The organism is Mangrovimonas sp. sgz306409 (assembly GCF_059735265.1).
In genome coordinates, this window is the sequence record NZ_JCAPEU010000008.1 from 89,383 (window position 1) to 108,366 (window position 18,984).

General features: G+C 39.1%; 15 protein-coding genes and 2 riboswitches. Of the genes, 5 read left to right on the plus strand and 10 right to left on the minus strand.

From position 1 onward, the window contains the following. Window positions 1-51 precede the first annotated feature (51 nt). Window positions 52-165, minus strand: a riboswitch (SAM riboswitch). A gap of 58 nt (window positions 166-223) precedes the next feature. From cysM to AC6I5C_RS13890, 10 genes are all read right to left on the minus strand, one after another. After that, window positions 224-1,114: a cysteine synthase CysM gene (gene cysM / locus AC6I5C_RS13845; protein ID WP_497905667.1), complete on the minus strand. Its 891-nt coding sequence runs from the start codon at window positions 1,112-1,114 to the stop codon at window positions 224-226. After that, on the minus strand, window positions 1,111-1,842 hold the full coding sequence (epsC, locus tag AC6I5C_RS13850) for a serine O-acetyltransferase EpsC (protein ID WP_497905668.1): 732 nt from the start codon (window positions 1,840-1,842) through the stop codon (window positions 1,111-1,113). The genes cysM and epsC overlap by 4 nt, the downstream gene beginning before the upstream one ends. A gap of 61 nt (window positions 1,843-1,903) precedes the next feature. Next, window positions 1,904-2,953 carry an NAD(P)/FAD-dependent oxidoreductase gene (locus AC6I5C_RS13855; RefSeq protein WP_497905669.1) on the minus strand — a complete coding sequence of 350 codons (1,050 nt, stop codon included), beginning with the start codon at window positions 2,951-2,953 and terminating at the stop codon, window positions 1,904-1,906. Between the two features lie 79 nt (window positions 2,954-3,032). Next, a complete protein-coding gene (gene cobA / locus AC6I5C_RS13860; protein WP_497905670.1) occupies window positions 3,033-3,797 on the minus strand; it encodes a uroporphyrinogen-III C-methyltransferase in 765 nt (254 codons plus the stop codon). Window positions 3,798-3,817: 20 nt separating this feature from the next. Beyond that, window positions 3,818-5,911, minus strand: coding sequence for a ferredoxin-like domain-containing protein (locus tag AC6I5C_RS13865; protein WP_497905671.1), 2,094 nt, complete (start codon window positions 5,909-5,911; stop codon window positions 3,818-3,820). A gap of 15 nt (window positions 5,912-5,926) precedes the next feature. After that, entirely contained in the window at window positions 5,927-6,553 is a 627-nt protein-coding gene (locus tag AC6I5C_RS13870) for a phosphoadenosine phosphosulfate reductase domain-containing protein (RefSeq protein ID WP_053978472.1), read from the minus strand. Between the two features lie 100 nt (window positions 6,554-6,653). Beyond that, a complete protein-coding gene (locus tag AC6I5C_RS13875; RefSeq protein WP_053978473.1) occupies window positions 6,654-7,061 on the minus strand; it encodes an RrF2 family transcriptional regulator in 408 nt (135 codons plus the stop codon). Window positions 7,062-7,087: 26 nt separating this feature from the next. Continuing rightward, complete coding sequence (locus AC6I5C_RS13880) at window positions 7,088-8,254, minus strand: O-succinylhomoserine sulfhydrylase (protein WP_497905672.1); 1,167 nt, start codon at window positions 8,252-8,254, stop codon at window positions 7,088-7,090. 53 nt (window positions 8,255-8,307) lie between these two features. Beyond that, complete coding sequence (thrA, locus tag AC6I5C_RS13885; protein WP_497905673.1) at window positions 8,308-11,703, minus strand: bifunctional aspartate kinase/homoserine dehydrogenase I; 3,396 nt, start codon at window positions 11,701-11,703, stop codon at window positions 8,308-8,310. 106 nt (window positions 11,704-11,809) lie between these two features. Continuing rightward, window positions 11,810-11,921, minus strand: a riboswitch (SAM riboswitch). Between the two features lie 97 nt (window positions 11,922-12,018). Continuing rightward, on the minus strand, window positions 12,019-13,563 hold the full coding sequence (locus AC6I5C_RS13890) for a hypothetical protein (protein ID WP_053978476.1): 1,545 nt from the start codon (window positions 13,561-13,563) through the stop codon (window positions 12,019-12,021). Between the two features lie 147 nt (window positions 13,564-13,710). Between AC6I5C_RS13890 and AC6I5C_RS13895 the strand changes: the two genes are divergently transcribed. The 5 genes from AC6I5C_RS13895 (at window position 13,711) to ppgK (ending at window position 18,984) form a co-directional block, all read left to right on the plus strand. Next, entirely contained in the window at window positions 13,711-14,886 is a 1,176-nt protein-coding gene (locus AC6I5C_RS13895) for a 2-isopropylmalate synthase (protein ID WP_497905674.1), read from the plus strand. Further along, window positions 14,886-16,295, plus strand: a complete 1,410-nt coding sequence (gene leuC / locus AC6I5C_RS13900; RefSeq protein ID WP_497905675.1) for a 3-isopropylmalate dehydratase large subunit — start codon at window positions 14,886-14,888, stop codon at window positions 16,293-16,295. The genes AC6I5C_RS13895 and leuC overlap by 1 nt, the downstream gene beginning before the upstream one ends. A 25-nt stretch (window positions 16,296-16,320) precedes the next feature. Continuing rightward, window positions 16,321-16,911 (plus strand): 3-isopropylmalate dehydratase small subunit, encoded by a 591-nt coding sequence (gene leuD, locus AC6I5C_RS13905; RefSeq protein WP_497905676.1) that lies wholly within the window; start codon window positions 16,321-16,323, stop codon window positions 16,909-16,911. A gap of 39 nt (window positions 16,912-16,950) precedes the next feature. Then, entirely contained in the window at window positions 16,951-18,069 is a 1,119-nt protein-coding gene (leuB, locus tag AC6I5C_RS13910) for a 3-isopropylmalate dehydrogenase (RefSeq protein WP_497905677.1), read from the plus strand. A gap of 162 nt (window positions 18,070-18,231) precedes the next feature. Beyond that, complete coding sequence (ppgK, locus tag AC6I5C_RS13915; protein ID WP_497905678.1) at window positions 18,232-18,984, plus strand: polyphosphate--glucose phosphotransferase; 753 nt, start codon at window positions 18,232-18,234, stop codon at window positions 18,982-18,984.

Sequence of the window (18,984 nt, forward strand, 5' to 3'; positions counted from 1 at the left end):
TTTATTGTGTTTATATTAAAATGTCATCAAGAAAGTAAAAGAAATTACTCGAGGTTATCTGTCCAATTGAGTAGTATTCAACTAGTAGAATTTAGCACCTTCTTTAAAGTTAAAGGGTTGCTAAGGCTTCAACGGGTCTATTCCCTCTGCCTTTCGTGATAACATTTTATATGTTTATGAACTAGGCTGCGAAATTACAGGATAAATAGTTTATAACCAATTTTTATTGAAACAAATCTGAAGAAAGGTAACGATCTCCGATATCGCAAATTACTGCGACGATGAGGCCTTCTTCAATTTCTTCGGCTATTCTTAAAGCGGTGGCTACACTACCGCCACTGCTCATCCCGCAAAATACGCCTTCTTCTTTTGCCAATCTGTTGGCTACAGATCGAGCATCTTCTTCGCTTACCTCTATAATTCGATCTACTTTGGAGCGATCGAAAATCTTTGGCAAATAGGCCTCTGGCCATTTTCTAATCCCTGGGATTTTCGCATCATCGGTTGGTTGGGCGCCTACAATGGTTATTGCTTTATTCTGTTCTTTCAAATAAGTGGATACTCCCATAATGGTCCCTGTAGTGCCCATTGCCGAAACAAAATGTGTCACTTGGCCATTGGTATCTTTCCAAATTTCGGGACCTGTGGTTTTGTAGTGGGCTTTCCAGTTGTCATCATTGGCAAATTGATTGAGCATGTAATAGCCTTTTTCTTTTTGAAGTTTTTCAGCCAAATCACGCGAACCTTCTATGCCATCAGCAGCAGATGTCAGAATCAGTTCCGCTCCATAGGCACGCATGGTTTTAATACGTTCTTCCGTAGAATTTTCAGGCATGATCAATGCCATGTTCAACCCTAATAACTGAGCTATAAAAGCCAAGGCAATACCCGTATTTCCACTGGTAGCCTCAACCAAAGTGTCTCCCTCTGAAATATCACCACGTTTCAATGCCTCGGAAATCATATTGAAAGCGGCACGATCCTTCACACTGCCACCAGGGTTCTTCCCTTCCAACTTCAAAAACAATCGCACTTTGGGTTTAGAAATGATTCGTTTGACTTCAATAAGTGGTGTGTTACCGATGAAATCGGTTATGGATTTACTTTGAATCATTTGTTGCGTGTACTGATTTTAATTTCTGACTGATAGGTCACCAATGAATTTTCCGGAACCGATTGGGTTATCCAAACATTGGCACCGATAATGCTGTTGGCACCAATCACAATGTCTCCTCCCAAAATTGTAGCATTGGCATAAATGGTGACATTATCCTCTATGGTCGGGTGTCTTTTGGTATTGGACAAACTCTTCTTCACCTGAATCCCTCCAAGCGTTACCCCTTGATAAATCTTTACATTATTTTTTATGATAGAAGTTTCCCCAATCACAATTCCTGTTCCGTGGTCTATAAAAAAGGAGTCTCCAATAGTGGCTCCTGGATGAATATCAATTCCTGTTTTCCCATGCACACACTCACTCATCATTCTTGCCACGATAGGCACATTCAACTTAAAAAGTTCATGACTCAAACGATGAATGGCAATAGCGTGAAATCCTGGATAGGCCAAATAAATTTCTTCCAAACTTTTACAAGCCGGATCGTTTTTTTCGGTAGCCAAAGCATCCAATTCTATTCGTTTTTTAATAGAAGGAATCTTGTTTGAAAAAGCGTCCCAAATTTTATTACCATCTTGAACATTCAATTGCGATACCACATCCAAAAAGACCTGCTTTAAAACTTTCAATTCTTTTTGCTGAACTTCTTCCTCATCAAATAATGCATAGAAGAGCCGTTTTGTAAAAGTCGCGATATCGTCCTTTAAGCGAAGTTTATATGCCATAGTTGTTATTTCGAGCATCTAAATTTAGCGATTACAATTTAAACTGTATTCTAAATAACCGTTAATTTATAGCCTGCACTACTGCTTTTGGAGCTTCTTTTCTCGTGCCGTCAAAACCATCAACACCACTTACGGTAGTATATTTCAAGACATACTTTTTACCAGGATTGATGATTTTATAAGCAGATTGACACATTAAAGTCGCCTCATGAAACCCACAAAGTATCAACTTCAATTTGCCTTCATAAGTATTCACATCTCCAATGGCAAAGATTCCCGGAATATTGGTTTGGTAATCCAAAGTATCTACTTTGATGGCGTTTTTTTCAATTTCCAATCCCCAATCACCAATTGGCCCCAATTTTGGAGACAAACCAAACAGTGGAATAAAATGATCAGCTTCATGTAATATTTTTTCACCGTCCTTGATAATCGTTACGCCCTCTAATTTGGAATTGCCATGCAAAGCTGTCACCTCAGCAGGAGTCACCAAATTGATTTTCCCTAGTAGTTTCAACTCTTGTACTTTTTCTACGGAATCCAAGGCGCCACGGAATTCATTTCGCCTATGAACCAAAGTGACCTCTTCGGCTACATCTGCCAAGAAAATACTCCAATCCAAAGCAGAATCTCCCCCTCCTGAAATCACCACTTTTTTGTTGCGGTACACTTCTGGATCCTTGATAAAATACTCCACACCTTTATCTTCGTAATAAGAAATATTTTCAATCAATGGTTTTCTGGGCTCGAACGATCCCAAACCTCCCGCAATAGCAACCACAGGAGCATAGTGTTTGGTCCCCTTATTGGTGGTTACAATAAAACTTCCGTCTTCGAGCTTTTCAATGGTTTCTGCGCGTTCTCCTAAGGTAAACCCAGGTTCAAATTGTTTGCCCTGCTCCAATAAATTATTGGTTAAATCTCCAGCCAATATCTCCGGAAATCCCGGAATATCGTAGATTGGTTTTTTAGGATATATCTCCGAGCATTGTCCTCCCGGTTGTGGCAATGCATCAATTAAATGACACTTCAATTTCAATAATCCAGCTTCAAAAACTGTAAACAACCCCGTTGGTCCTGCCCCAATAATCAATATATCTGTTTTTATCATGGTCTCTAATTTTAGTCGATTTTGGATATAGCTATCCCGTAAAATCAATGATTTTTAAAAAATTTTGTTTCTATTTATTCTATGAAAACTGTTGAATTTCTTGGCGTATCGAAGTCAAATGCACTCGGTCGTTGACCACTTCACCTACTATAATTATGGCTGGATTGGATAACTGTTCTTCCTCAACAACCTTACAAATGGAAGCAACTGTACCAATGCCTATTCTTTCATCTTCTGTCGTTCCATTTTGAATGATTGCTACCGGTGTTTCAGCTTTCCCTTCCTTTTGAAAAGCCTCCATGATTTGAGGCAGTTTGCTCATCCCCATCAAAATAACTACTGTGGCCGTAGATTTGGCCGCAATAGGAATATCATTGGACATTTTATGATCTTTGGTTGTTCCCGTAATCACCCAAAAACTTTCGGAACTGCCTCTTTTGGTCAAAGGAATGCCTTGGTAAGCAGGCACTGCAATAGCCGATGAAATCCCTGGCACCACATTGCCTTCCACACCAAATTTCTGGGCATATTCCAATTCTTCCGCTCCTCTACCAAATACAAAAGGATCTCCTCCCTTTAACCGCACAACATGGCCATGACTTTTGGCTCTTGCTACAATCAATTCATTGATTTGATCCTGTTGATAAGCATAGCACCCTTTTCGTTTTCCCACAAAAATCAGCTCAACCTTTGGTGATGCATATTCCAACAAAGCATTATTTATCAACGCATCATATAAAATTACTTGGGCCGAACCAATAGCCTTTACGGCCTTTAAGGTGATCAATTCCGGATCTCCCGGACCTGCTCCCACAACTGTCAATCTTGGTGTTATTCTTTCCATCCCCATCTTTATTTAATCATTTAACTGGCCACTTTCTGTGTTTCTGTCCTATATGTTTTCACAGTGGACAAAAACACTTTGGCGCTTTCAATATATTTCTCTGCAAATTCTTTAGTTGGGGCGTTGTGTTTTATTTGATATACCAATTCTGAAAATGTCAATCCCAAACGCACTCTATTCGTTTCCACAAATTCAGCATCGAATTGAGAAATAATTCCTGCTTGGGTGTTCACTGAAATATCTTCGGAAATTAAAATGGCTTTTGCCGAGTTCACCATAGAACTGTAAGCGTGATACACCGCCGCCGAATAGATTTTGTCTTCAAACGATTGTTCCGCCAATTCAATTTTTTCCTCACTTTCCAAAAAAAGTGTCGATACCAAATCGATGACCACACCAGCGCATTCTCCAACCCCAATGGCTTTCACATACTTTTCATTCGTTCCCCAATCGATAAAATCTTCTTGGGTTAAGTTGGAAACATCAGACAAATCAGTCAAGAAATCGTAGAAATACTTCTGTCCCTGCTCCAAATAATAGTCCACAAAAGGCTTTCCTTTAGCATTGGCTTCATAGTCATTCAAGATTCTACGCAAGGCCTCAGGTCCTCGTCTACTTGGAACCTTCACCACCTTATCGGCGAAAATCCCATTCCCGTTTCCTTTGTTGCCACCTCCTAACAATACTTGCAATGCTGGTGCCACCAATTTATCAGGCGTACGAATGGACATTCCCTGAAATCCTATATTGGCCATCGTGTGCTGTCCACAGGCATTCATACAACCACTAATTTTGATAACCAAATCTTCATTATCCAAATATTGCGGATACTCGGCCTTGATAACACGCTCCAACTCTTCTGCAATCCCTGTACTACTGGCAATTCCCAAATTACAGGTATCGGTTCCTGGACATGCTGTGATATCCACTGCTTTATTATAACCAAGTTCGGTAAAGCCCAACTTGCTTAACTCTTGATAAAAGAATGGCAACAATTCCTCCTTAACGAAAGGAATCAAGATATTTTGACGCAAGGTCAGCCTGATTTCACCGGCAGCATAAGTCTCCACCAAATCGGCCAACAATCTGGCTTTATCCGTATAAAAATCACCTAACAATACTTTGATACCAATAGCCACATAACCTTCCTGTTTTTGAGGAACAATGTTAGTAGCCTTCCATTTATTGAAGGTCTCCACATCAAGCAATTCAACATTTGGGATAGCAACTTCAACAGGCTTTGATATTGGATACGAATCCGCATCAATAGGCACCGATTTGTATTCTATAGCCGCTTGCTCCTCATCCACCAATTGTTTGAAAGCCTCCAAGCCAATATCCTTTACTAAGAATTTGACACGTGCCTTGGCGCGACTTTTACGTTCTCCATGGCGATCAAAAATTCTCAGAACACCTTCCATCACTGGAATAATTTTATCTGAAGGCAAGAACTCATATAGTACATCAGCATGACGTGGTTGGGACCCCAAACCACCTGCCAGCATTACCTTAAAACCTCTAGTGCCATTTTGAATTTTCGCAATAAAGCCCAAATCGTGCATGTAAGACAGTCCTGTATCCGCATCGGAAGCCGAAAATGACACCTTAAACTTGCGTCCCATTTCCTGGCAGATAGGATTTCTCAAAAAGAATTTGAACACGGCATCAGCATAAGGAGACACATCGAAAGGTTCGTTGATGTCAATTCCCGCTGTTTCACTGGCAGTTACATTTCTTACTGTATTGCCACAAGCTTCACGCAAGGTCACCTCATCACGCTCCAATTCGGCCCAAAGCTCTGGGGTTCTGTCCAAATCTACATAATGGATCTGAATGTCCTGACGCGTAGTAATGTGCAATCTCCCCCTAGAATATTCATCCGATACATCTGCAATTCTGCGCAACTGCTTGCTTAATACTTTCCCATAAGGCAATTTGATGCGAATCATTTGCACTCCATGTTGACGTTGCCCATAAACTCCACGAGCCAAACGCAGGCTTCGGAATTTCTCCTCATCGATCTTGCCATTATGGAACAGCTCAATTTTATTGGCCAATTCAATAATGTCCCTCTCTACAACCGGATTTTCTATTTCTGTTCTAAAACTTTGCATAATGCCTGTTTGCTGTTATTGCAAGTGTATACCACACTCTCTGTTTTTCAATGCCTTTATAGGATCGAAATAATCATGGTTTTTGGGCAGTCCGTGGACTTCCAAATAATTGTCTAAATCTGCATCCGTCCAATAATAAAAGGGGCTCACTTTTAAAATACCGTCCTTACTCAAACTCAAAATATCCTTCTTGCTTCTAAGTTCTGTCTGTCTCACCCTTATGTTGGTAAACCATAAATCTGGTTGGTGTTCTTTAAGCGCTCTTCTGAACGGCTCCAATTTCACAACTTCCGAAAATTCAGCATGATTATCATCTTCCAATCCGGGCAAACCAATAGTAGCATCAATTTCAGCCTTACTTTTTAGGGACTGATACCTATAGATATTCAAATTGTATTGTCTAATCAAATTTGAGGCATGCTCATACGTACTGTTTTCATTATAAAGGGTATCACACCAAATCACCTTAATGCCCTTATCCTTCCTGACCATGGTACTCAACAATACTGAAGAGTACACTCCAAAACTAGTCGTGACAATTCGGTTTTCTGATACAGTTAAAGCCCAGTCAATAATTTCATCTGGTGTTTTGTCTCGCAATACTTGATTCCAATATGCGATATCAATGGTATGTCCAATCATAATTTAAATTTTAATTCCTATTACCCTATCGGAATAGTAGGATTTAAAAACAAAAGTATACAAAATAATTTAAAGTGCTATAAATTTTAATGTTAAATAATCAAATTATGTCCGCCAAGGACTTATTGTTGAAGATATTAAGCGTGCTATCCCTTACTTCCATCATCAATTTATGGACCGAGCACGTTTTTTCATTTGGGCAGTCTTCACACTTCTCATAGAAGTTCAAACTTACACAAGGCACCATGGCAATGGGACCTTCCAAAATACGCATTACGGCAGACATTTTGATATCCTTGGGATCCCTAAGTAAGTAATAGCCTCCGCCCTTACCTTTCTTGGATCCCAAGAAACCATTTTTCCGTAATGTTAACAGAATACTCTCCAAAAACTTTTGGGAAATATTTTCATGTTGGGAAATTACCCCTATTTGTACTGGACTAAAATTCTCCTGTCTCGCCAAGAATGTTAGTGCCTTTAGACCGTATTTGGTTTTCTTTGAAAGCATTGCTCAAATATAACCAAATTCTTATATCAATCTAAGGCCTGTTTTAAATCGGCAATAATATCCTCAAAATGTTCCAAACCTACAGAAACCCTTACCAATCCATCGGAAATCCCAACTTCCAATCTATCAGCTTCACTTAATTTACTGTGTGTTGTTGAGGCAGGATGCGTTACTATCGTTCTCGTGTCTCCCAAATTAGCAGAAAGCGAAGCCATTTTTAGAGCATCCAAAAACTTACGGCCTGCCTCGACACCTCCTTTAATTTCAAAAGCTACAATATTTCCACCTTGCTTCATTTGTTTTTTGGCAATTTCATACTGTGGGTGCGATTTTAAAAATGGATATTTCACAAAATTGACATTGTCATGGCTTTCTAAAAACTCTGCCACCTTCAAGGCATTTTCGCAATGTCTATCCACGCGAACAGGCAAGGTTTCCAAGCTTTTGGACAATACCCAAGCGTTAAATGGCGACAAAGACGGTCCTGTATTTCTGGAGAACAAATAAATTTCTCTAATCAGCTCCTTATTTCCAACAGTCACTCCCCCTAACACGCGACCTTGTCCGTCGATTAACTTAGTTGCTGAATGAATTACCAAATCGGCACCAAACTTAATTGGGTTTTGCAAATAGGGCGTCGCGAAGCAATTATCAATCACCAATAGGATGTTATGTTTCTTGGCAATCTTTCCTAACAATTCCAAATCCAAAATATCTACCGCTGGGTTGGTAGGTGTTTCGGCATACAGAATTTTGGTGTTAGGTTGAATCAACTTCTCAATTTTATCAACTTCACTCTCCTTAAAATAGGTAGTTTCTATATTCCACTTTGGAAGATAGGTGGTAAATAAAGCGTGAGTAGAACCAAATACACTTCGACAGGACACCACATGGTCACCTGCATTCAACAAAGCAGCAAAGGTTGAAAACACTGCCGACATTCCCGTGGCATAGGCATAACCTGCTTCTGCTCCTTCCAATTTGCATATTTTTTCCACAAACTCCGAAGTATTTGGGTTGGTAAAACGGCTGTAAATATTGCGATCCTTTTCCTCTGCAAAGGAGGCACGCATGTCCTCGGCATCATCAAATTTAAAACTTGAGGTGAGATACAAAGGTGCTGAATGCTCTGAATACTGAGAACGCTCCAACTGTGTTCTGATAGCTTCGGTTTCGAAATGTTTTTGACTCATGACAATAGGTATTTTGTGTTCCAAATTGAATTTTGGAATTGTGTTTGCTCTTATTAGTTAATGTGTTTAGACAATCGTAAAATATCCCCAAAGACACCTCTTGCGGTTACTTCGGCACCTGCACCTGCCCCTTGGATCACAATTGGCTGCTCTCCATAAGATTCTGTAAAAATTTCAAAAATGGCATCGGAACCTTTTACATGTCCCAATGTGCTGTCTTCTGGAATGGAAACCAGTTTTACTTCCAAATTTCCCTTTTCCTGAGACAAATCTCCAAACAAATCTCCAACATATCTCAACACATGGCCAGGTTCCTGTTGTTCTTTGATTTTTTGGAATTCCTCATCAAGCACATCCAATTGCCCCAAAAATTCCTGAACTGAAATATTTCTATAAGCTTCAGGGATTAAATTTTGAACAGAAACATCTTCAAATTCGTTATGCAAATCCAACTCGCGAGCCAAGATTAATAATTTACGTGCTACATCATTCCCAGAGAAATCTTCTCTTGGATCTGGCTCCGTAAATCCTTTATCGATAGTTTCCTGAACAATGGCACTGAACGGTTTGTCCTGAACAGAAAAGTTATTGAACAGGTAACTTAAGGTCCCTGAAAACACCCCTCTAATCCTGGTGATGTTTTCACCAGATTCGTGCAGTAATTTTATGGTGTCAATTAACGGTAATCCAGCTCCTACGGTAGTTTCGTAAAGGTATTGTTTGTTGTGCTCTTTTAAGTACTCTCTTAAATCGGTGTAAAAATCGTGGGAAATGGTGTTGGCAATTTTGTTGGACGACACCAAATCAAACCCTGCTTCCACCAATGGTTTGTAGTTTTCATGGAACACCCCGCTTGCAGTATTATCCACAGCTATCAAGTTTTCCAAATGGTGTTTTTTGGCAAAATCCACAATATCCTGTAGTTGATATCCTGAAGTTTCAGCTTTCAAAGCTTCCTTCCAATTTTCATTAACACCATTTTTATCTAAAATAACCTGTTTTGAATTGGCAATAGCAAATACATTCAAGCTGATTCCCTTGCGTTTTTCAATTTCATCTTTCGATTTCAAAATCTGATTGATCAAGGCCCCCCCAACCAATCCATGCCCAAAAATGGCAATGTTGATTTTCTTGGAAATTCCAAAAATCTCTCCATGAATAACATTGACAGCCTTATGCAATTGATGCTTTTTCACCACCAAACTAACATTTCTCCCCGTTACCGTATTGTTAAACAATAGCGGTGTAATTTGGTTTTTAATCAAGGCATTGAATGGCTTGTGGAACGAGCTCAACTCAATCCCAATAATAGAGATTACTGACACATCATCTACCACGCCAATTTTGTTAACGTCTTGAGTGTAAAAATCATTTTCAAATTCACGCTCCAAGGCCACCACAGCTTGCGTTGCTTTTGAAGCATCTATGATCAAACCAATTCCTCTTTCCGAAGATCCTTGCGACACAATGCTCACACTAATATTTTGGTCACTCAAGGCTTTAAAAATTCGAGCATCCACCCCAACTTTCCCCAAAAGACCTCTTCCTTCAAAATTCAACAGGGCCACATTATCCAAAACCGACAATGAAGTTACTTCCTTATTGCTTGGTTTAGCCGTAATCAAGGTACCTTCTTCATCTGAATTGAAGGTATTCAAGATTCTTAAATTGATATTTTTTTCCACCAATGGAATGATGGTTTTTGCATGCAAAACACTAGTTCCAAAATTTGCCAACTCATTCGCTTCACTAAAGGACAGTTCTCTAATTTTTTGGGCATCGGCAACCAAGTCTGGATTAGCAGTGTAAATACCGTTTACATGCGTGTAATTCTGCAATTCTTCTGCATCCAAGAAATTGGCCAACAAAGACGCAGAATAGTTACTTCCGTTGCGTCCCAAAGTCGTAGTTTCTCCATCCAAATTCGATGCGATAAACCCAGTAACAATATTCACTGTTGACCCATTGAACTTCTTAAAATGCTCCACAACTTTCTCCTTGGAAATCTTTTGAATAGGTTGCGAATTTCCAAAATCACCTTCCGTTTTTATCAAGGTTCTAGAGTCCGTTGCATTGGCATTGATGCCTTTGCTTTTCAATATTTCGGAAATAATTTTAGCCGATAATAGTTCTCCAAAGGCCAACACCTGGCTTTTGATTTTCTCGCTGTAATCCCCAAGTAAAGCCACCCCTTCGAAAATATTTTCCAATGCCGAAAACTCACCTGTAAAATCAATACTTGACAATGGCTCCACTTGATAAGTTTTGAAGGCTTCAAAATCAGGCTTATAAGCTTCCTTTTTGGAGGCTTTTTCAAGCAAAGCTTCCAAATCGTCCGTGGCATTCCCTCTAGCCGATACAACCACTGCTATTTTTTCGCCATCATTTACCTTTTTCTCTATGATTTCAAGGGCTCTTGTAAGACCTTCTCCATTACCTAAAGACTTCCCGCCAAACTTCAATATTTTCATTTTCCTGTGTTTTGTATCTGGGCTAAAAATGCCCTCTATAATTTTTTCTAACTGTTCAAATTCTATTAAAAACGCATCGTGACCATGATCTGAATGGATTTCGTGATAGGTCACATTTGGATGCGTTACGGCCATTTGTTTTTGGGTTTCCCTGTTTTCTTCCGCAGTAAAAAACAAATCGGAATCCACCCCAACAATAGCAATTTTGGAACTGATAATGTCCAATATATTTTCGTTGGCTTCCCTTCCTTTGGTAACGTCGATGGTTTTCAGCAATTGGTTCATCAATTTGTAGGCCGACAACTGAAAACGTTCCTGCAACTTATTACCATGGTGCAGCAACCAACTCTCTACATTGAAAATTTCCAATTCATTGTTAATACTTCTTTGGAAACGTTCCTTAAACGACTTAGGCGTTCTGTAGCATAGCATGGCGTGCATTCGGGCATCATGTACTGGGTTGTTGGAATTCACCAAAAACTGTTCTTGGATCTGGCAATTGGCAATCAACCAATCAGTCGATTTCCAGTCGGTTGCCACCGGGATTAAATACTCGGCTAGTTTAGGTTTTAAAACGGCCATTTCCCAAGCAATTCCACCTCCAAGCGAACCGCCTATCAAGGCAAATACTTCTTGAATGTTTAATTCTTCTAGGCCTTTTAAAAACAATTTGGCAACATCACGCGCTACAAAATCCTTATAGTTTTCAATTAGGAATCCGTCGTAACCATTGCCAGGAATATTAAAGGCTAGAACCGTGAATTTTTTGGTATCGATAATTTTATCGTCTCCAATCAAGCTTCCCCACCAGCCATCGTTTCCGGCAACATTACTGTTCCCCGTTAAGGCATGATTTACCACTACTATTGGGGCTTCATGAAGCGGCAACCCAAAGGTTTGATAAGATAATTGTATTGGCAATTCTACCCCGCTTTCAAGAGTAAAATTGTCGAGTTGCATGAATTTAAGTGCTTTCATTTCAAAATTAAAAATTTAAAAACAAAAAGCTCGAGCCCAATTGGGCATACCTAAATAAAATATGTTACAAAGAATTTATAGAAAATTACAGACTGTAATTCTCGTTGGGTTATCTATCCAAAAGCACGTTGCTTTTAGTAGAATGTAGCACCTTCTTTATTGCTAAAGGGTTGCTAAGGTTTCGTTGGGTCTAATCCCTCCACCTTTCTTGATAACATTTTCAATAAGTGAGTGAACTTTGTGAGTGCAAATATTCAGTTAGAAAAACTTAAAATCCAAATTTATTCTCCACTTTTTGAATTTTTTATGATTTTATCATGAAAATTCTGCCAAATACTTTTCCCTGATAATTTGAGCTACAGGCTTGTTGTAGATTTTACTTTCCAACCAAGAAATAATGTCCAAATACAAGAACGCTCGTCTCTCATAAGGATCGTTTTCGTAGGTTTTAAAGGTTTTATGAAGTTCAATAAATGCCTTTTTAATATCCTGTGGATACACATCCTGAAGCCCTTTGATGAACTTGATCATTTCTTTTTGGACTTCGTATAGATCGTTGATTTTCAAAAGGAATTTATAGGTGCTCCTCAAAAGCTTTTCAATATGATAATCATACCCGCCTTCGTAGTGGGCAACTAGGTTCAATACTCTTGAAAAACAGAGCAAATCTTCTCGCATGGATAGGGATTTATTGGAAATAATTTTATCCAAATAAGCTATACATTCCTTGTTGTTTCCTGCTCCAAAATGCAAACTGGCAAACTTGTAATAAAACACCATGGTGTGGTGTTCATCAATACGATCTTTATACTCTTGCAGGTCCTTTTCGATAATTGGAATTAGATACAAACCTTCCTGAAAACTCCCATCTATGAAGTAATAATTAAGCCTATTGACATTTAAATACAAAAAGGTAAGCGCTTCAACATTTTCATCTTTAGGAAAGGATTTAGCCGCAACAATGGTCTCAAATTTTCTTAAATAATGCTCGAATTTTCGTTTGTTTTTAGTGTAGAACAGAGCCTCCAAAAGGTAATTGTTCCCCTTGATAAAAAACACAGGGTTAAGGTTAATCATGTCCGGATGTTTATCAAAAAGCTTGACCCAACGAAGCGCATATTTATAGCAATTCAAAAAATCCTGAAGCAAAAAACTATACCATAAATTGGCCTTGTAAAGCCAAAGGCGCTCCCTAAAACCGAGTTCGTTGATATCGTATTTTGGAAGTCGGGCCTGGAAATAGTCCCTTATTTGCTTGGCTTCGGCTTCATTTTTAACGTAACCAATCTTAAGAAACAAACCGTAAAGTTGCAGTGACAAGTTGGAAAGTTTACTAGCTATCACATTGGCCTTGCTCAGCTCTTTCGCCTGGATTGTCAATTCATCGGCACGCCCACTGATACTTCTAGTAATGTATTGTGATTCGATGATTTTTTCAAGTTCCACGATTTCAAAAGCCAAATTCTTTTCTTCACTTTGAATTGCCAACTCTTTGGACTTGTCCAAAATTTTCAGAGCCTGTTTGTAAAGTCCTTTATGGTATAATATTGAAGCAAAATCCAATTGCTCCCTTAATTGCGACCGCGTATTTTGATGAGAAGGGTTCAAACGGAGACTAATCAGGATTTGCTTGTACAAATGGGCCTTGACATTGGCCAATTGTTGTTTTTTGACCACCCCACTTTTCAGGATAATGGCCTCATCATACACAGAGAGTCTATCCATGATATTGAACAGATTCAGAAACTTAGAATCCTCATTAACTCCCAACCGTCCCACATACAGCTTAAACTGGCGTTTTTCCGATTTGGTCATGGATTTCACCAACACAAACAAATTGTCTTTCACGTCCTTAGTCATCAAACAAAAATAAACTTTAAAATATTGATTTCAAGTGTTTTACATATCAAAAACAAGTTTGAACATCGTAATACTTTCTAAAAACCAAAGTGAAATGAATAACCAAAGTATAAATTCGTAAGACAATACAAAAATATATTTCTATAAATGTCTAAAGAGCACGTACAAATTTTTGACACCACCTTAAGAGATGGTGAACAGGTTCCTGGGTGTAAGCTAAATACAACCCAAAAGTTGATTATTGCCAAAAAGTTGGACCAACTAGGAGTAGATGTTATTGAGGCAGGATTTCCAGTTTCAAGCCCTGGCGACTTTGAATCTGTTGAGGCCATTTCCAAATTAGTTAAGAATGCAACAGTTTGTGGTTTGACCAGAGCTGTTGAAAACGATATAAAAGTTGCAGCCGAAGCTCTGAAGTATGCCAAACGACCTAGAATCCATACAGGTATTGGAACTTCCGACTCCCATATAAAATTTAAATTCAACTCTACCAGAGAACAAGTTTTGGTACGCGCCTACGAAGCCGTAAAATATGCCAAATCCTTTGTGGAAGATGTGGAATTTTATGCCGAAGATGCCGGAAGAACAGACAATGAGTATTTAGCTCGCGTTTGTGAAATGGCCATTAAAGCTGGAGCTACGGTTTTAAATATTCCTGATACTACAGGTTATTGTTTGCCTAGTGAATATGGCGCAAAAATCAAGTACTTAAAAGAAAACGTAAAAGGCATTGAAAAGGCCATCTTGTCTTGCCATTGCCATAACGATTTAGGATTGGCTACGGCCAATTCCATAGAAGGTGTCATTAACGGTGCTCGCCAAATTGAATGTACCATCAACGGTATTGGCGAACGTGCCGGAAACACGGCGTTGGAAGAAGTCGTCATGATTTTAAAACAGCACCCCTACTTAAACTTGGATACCAACATTAAAACTCCAGAGTTATACGGCATCAGCCAATTGGTATCTGAACAAATGGGCGTTTACACCCAACCTAACAAAGCCATCGTAGGCTCCAATGCCTTTGCCCACAGTTCTGGAATTCATCAAGATGGCGTCATTAAAAACAGAGAAACTTACGAAATCATCGATCCAAAAGATGTAGGGGTTACCGAATCTGCCATTGTATTAACGGCCAGAAGTGGGAGAGCTGCCCTAGCATATAGAGCCAAAAACATCGGGTACGAATTGACCAAATTACAATTGGACGAAATCTATGCCAGTTTCTTGAATTTTGCAGATAGTAAAAAAGAAGTTGATGATAGTGACATCCACCGCATCATCGAAACAAGTAACATATATCAACAAATAATTAGCGCGTAATGGGAAAGACCTTATTTGATAAAGTTTGGGATGCGCACGTTGTGGACTCCATTCAAAATGGCCCACAAATATTATATATTGACAAACACTTAATTCACGAAGTTACCAGCCCACAAGCTTTTAACGAACTTGAAGAACGAGATATTCCAATATTTAGGCCAAACCAAATTGTGGCCACCGCAGACCATAATACCCCTACAAAAAATCAACACTTACCGGTTAAGGATGAGCTGTCCAGAAATCAGTTAAAACAGCTCGCCGAAAACTGTCATAAAAATAATATTACACTCTACGATTTAGGACATCAATACAATGGTATCGTCCATGTTATGGCTCCTGAACTAGGCATCACACAACCAGGTATGACCATGGTTTGTGGTGATTCGCATACCTCTACCCATGGTGCTTTTGGCGCCATTGCCTTTGGTATTGGGACCAGTCAGGTAGCACAGGTATTTGCAAGTCAATGTTTGTTATTGACAAAGCCTAAAAGTTTACGTGTAACGGTTAATGGCAAGTTAAAGAATGGCGTCCTACCCAAAGATGTCATTCTTTATATCATTTCAAAATTGGGAACCAATTCAGGAACAGGCTATTTCTGTGAATATGCAGGAGACGTTTTTGAAAACATGAGTATGGAAGGCCGAATGACTGTTTGTAACATGAGTATTGAAATGGGTGCTCGAGGCGGTATGATTGCCCCAGACCAAACCACTTTTGAATACATAAAAGACAGAGAATTTGCACCTAAAGGTGAGGAATTCGAAAACAAAGTCGCCTATTGGAAAACATTGCCTACAGATACCGACGCTACCTTTGACAAAGAATACGTTTTTGATGCCCAAGATATTGAACCGATGATTACCTACGGAACCAATCCTGGTATGGGCATTAAAATTTCAGAACATATCCCTGTTTTGAATGATGCTTCTTTTGAAAAATCCTTGGAATATATGGATTTCAAAAAAGGGGAATCCTTAGTAGATAAACCTATCAATTATGTATTTATTGGTAGCTGCACCAATTCTAGAATTGAAGATTTTAGAGTGGCCGCCAACTACATTAAAGGCAAACATAAGGCCGACAACGTCACTGCGTGGTTAGTTCCAGGCAGTAAGCAAGTAGAAGCCCAAATTATTGAAGAAGGCTTAAAAGACGTTTTTGAAACTGCCGGTTTCGAATTGCGACAACCAGGCTGTTCCGCATGTTTGGCCATGAACGATGATAAAATACCGCAAGGCGAATACTGCGTTTCTACCTCCAATAGAAATTTTGAAGGACGTCAAGGCCAGGGTGCCAGAACCATTTTGGCTAGTCCACTAGTGGCAGCAGCGACAGCGGTTGCAGGAAAAATAGTAGATGTATCAAAAGCTTTCGAAAATGCTTTTGAAAAAGAATTAATGAGCTAAACCTTTCAACGGAAAGGACACAAATATGGAAAAGTTTACAACATTACAATCAAGAGCCATTCCGTTGGCCATTGAAAATATAGATACCGATCAAATCATTCCAGCGCGTTTTTTAAAAGCAACAGACAAGCAAGGATTTGGCGACAATGCCTTTAGAGATTGGCGTTTCGACAAATATGGAAATCTCAATACTAGCTTCCCTTTAAACGATTCAAAGTACACGGGAAGCATTTTGGTTGCCGGCGATAATTTTGGATGTGGCTCCAGTCGTGAGCATGCTGCATGGGCGTTGGTTGGTTATGGTTTTAAAGTAATCGTTTCAAGTTTTTTTGCTGATATCTTTAAAGGAAATGCCTTGAACAACGGACTATTGCCTGTTCAGGTAAGTGAAACCTATCTTGAAACCTTGTTGAATACCATCAAGACAAATCCTGAAACCGAACTCATCGTTGATTTAGAAAATCAAACCATTGGGATTAAAGACAGTAATCAACAAGAAAGCTTTGAAATTGACGCTTACAAAAAAACCTGTATGATCAATGGCTATGATGATATTGATTATTTATTAAGTAAAAAAGAAGCCATTGAGGCTTTTGAATTAAGTAGAACAAACTAACAAGTAGAGAAGGCTACAAATGGTCCTTCGCATAAAGAAATGAAATTAGATATTGCTGTTTTATCAGGAGATGGAATTGGTCCAGAAGTGACCGATCAGGCAATTAAAGTCCTAAAGGCAATTGCACAGGAGTTTGACCATAGCTTTAGGTTCAAGCCTGCCCTAGTTGGAGCCGTTGCCATAGACGAAACGGGGAATCCTTTACCAGATGCCACTTTAGACATTTGCAAACATAGTGATGCCGTGTTATTTGGCGCCATTGGCGACCCTAAATACGACAATGACCCTTCAGCAAAAGTACGCCCAGAACAAGGATTGCTTAAACTTAGAAAAGAACTTGGGTTGTTTGCCAATATCAGACCTGTAAAAGCTTATGACAGTCTGGTAGGAGCCTCTCCTTTAAAAGATGAAAAAATTAAAGGAACAGACATTAGTATTTACCGAGAATTGACTGGAGGTATTTATTTTGGAGACAAATATTTAAGCGATGACGGCAACACTGCTTCTGACCTTTGTTTATATACTCGTGAAGAAATAGAACGCATTGCCCATTTGGCATTTAAGGCTGCCCAAACTAGAAGCAAGAAACTCACGTTGGTAGACAAGGCCAATGTTTTAGAATCTTCCCGTTTATGGAGAAAAGTAGTGACCGAGCTTTCTACGTCCTACCCAGATGTAACTTTAGATTTCTTGTTTGTTGACAATGCAGCCATGCAAATGATTCTCAATCCAAAACAGTTTGATGTTATTTTAACCGAGAACATGTTTGGAGATATCATCAGTGATGAAGCCAGTGTTATTGGAGGGTCTATTGGTCTTTTGGCCTCGGCTTCTGTAGGTAAAAAATATGCCATGTTTGAGCCAATCCACGGTTCCTATCCTCAAGCTAAAGGAAAAAACATTGCAAACCCGATTGCATCTATTTTGTCTGCGGCCATGTTATTGGATCATTTTGGATTGAATGACGAAGCCGATATGGTTAGAAATGCTGTAGAAAAATCGATACAATTAGAAATAATGACCCCAGATTTGAACAGAAAATATAATAACATTACAACGTCTAAGGTTGGTGATTTTGTTGAAGATTTCATCAACAATCCTAAAGACAGTAATATTAATTTCACTAACATCCATTTGGGTCAGTCTACAATAATTTAAAAACGTTTACCTTCTTTAGGATCTAAAGGCACTCAATTCTTGAGTGCTTTTTTGTTTCTAAAAATTGATATAAAAAATCAATTTCACTTAATTATGACACCATTTTGACGAGGGGTTTTCTAATAGATTTAGTAATTTTAAGCATTCAGAAAATTTAATTCTATGGAAATTCTAGGAATCGATGTCGGCGGATCGGGCATGAAGGGAGCATTAGTGAATACCATCACAGGAGAACTTATCACCAAAAGATATAGAATACCAACACCCCCTTCCCGAAAACCCGAAGAAATGGCCAAAGTATTTGCCCAAATTGTTAAGCATTTTAATTACTCTGGACCTATTGGCTGCGGATTTCCTAGTATTATAAAACATGGTATTTGTAAAGCTTCTGGAAACCTCCATGAAGAGTGGGATCACATCAATGTAGAAGAATTATTTTCTAAAGAAGTACACTTACCCGTAACAGTCATCAACGATGCAGATGCAGCCGGATATGCCGTTATGAATTATGGCATTGGCCAAGGTAAACCTGGATTTGTACTCACCATTACCATAGGTACCGGCTTGGGAAGTGGCGCCTTTTACGAAGGAAAATTGATTCCTAATTTTGAATTGGGGCAAATCCCTTACAAGAAGTACGAAAAAATTGAGCAATGGGCTGCTGCGTCTTCAAAAAAAGATCAAAACCTAAGTTTCAAAAAATGGGGCAAACGTTTCAACACCTTTCTAGGCTTGGTTGAAACTCTGGTATGCCCCGATTTGATTATTCTCGGAGGTGGGACTTCTGATGATTTTGATAAATTCAAAGATTACATCACCATTGAAACCCCCGTAGTTCCTGCCCATTTGGGCAACCATGCGGGCATTATTGGGGCTGCTTGCGCAGCTACCCACCAAATCCCGAAATCGTATTGA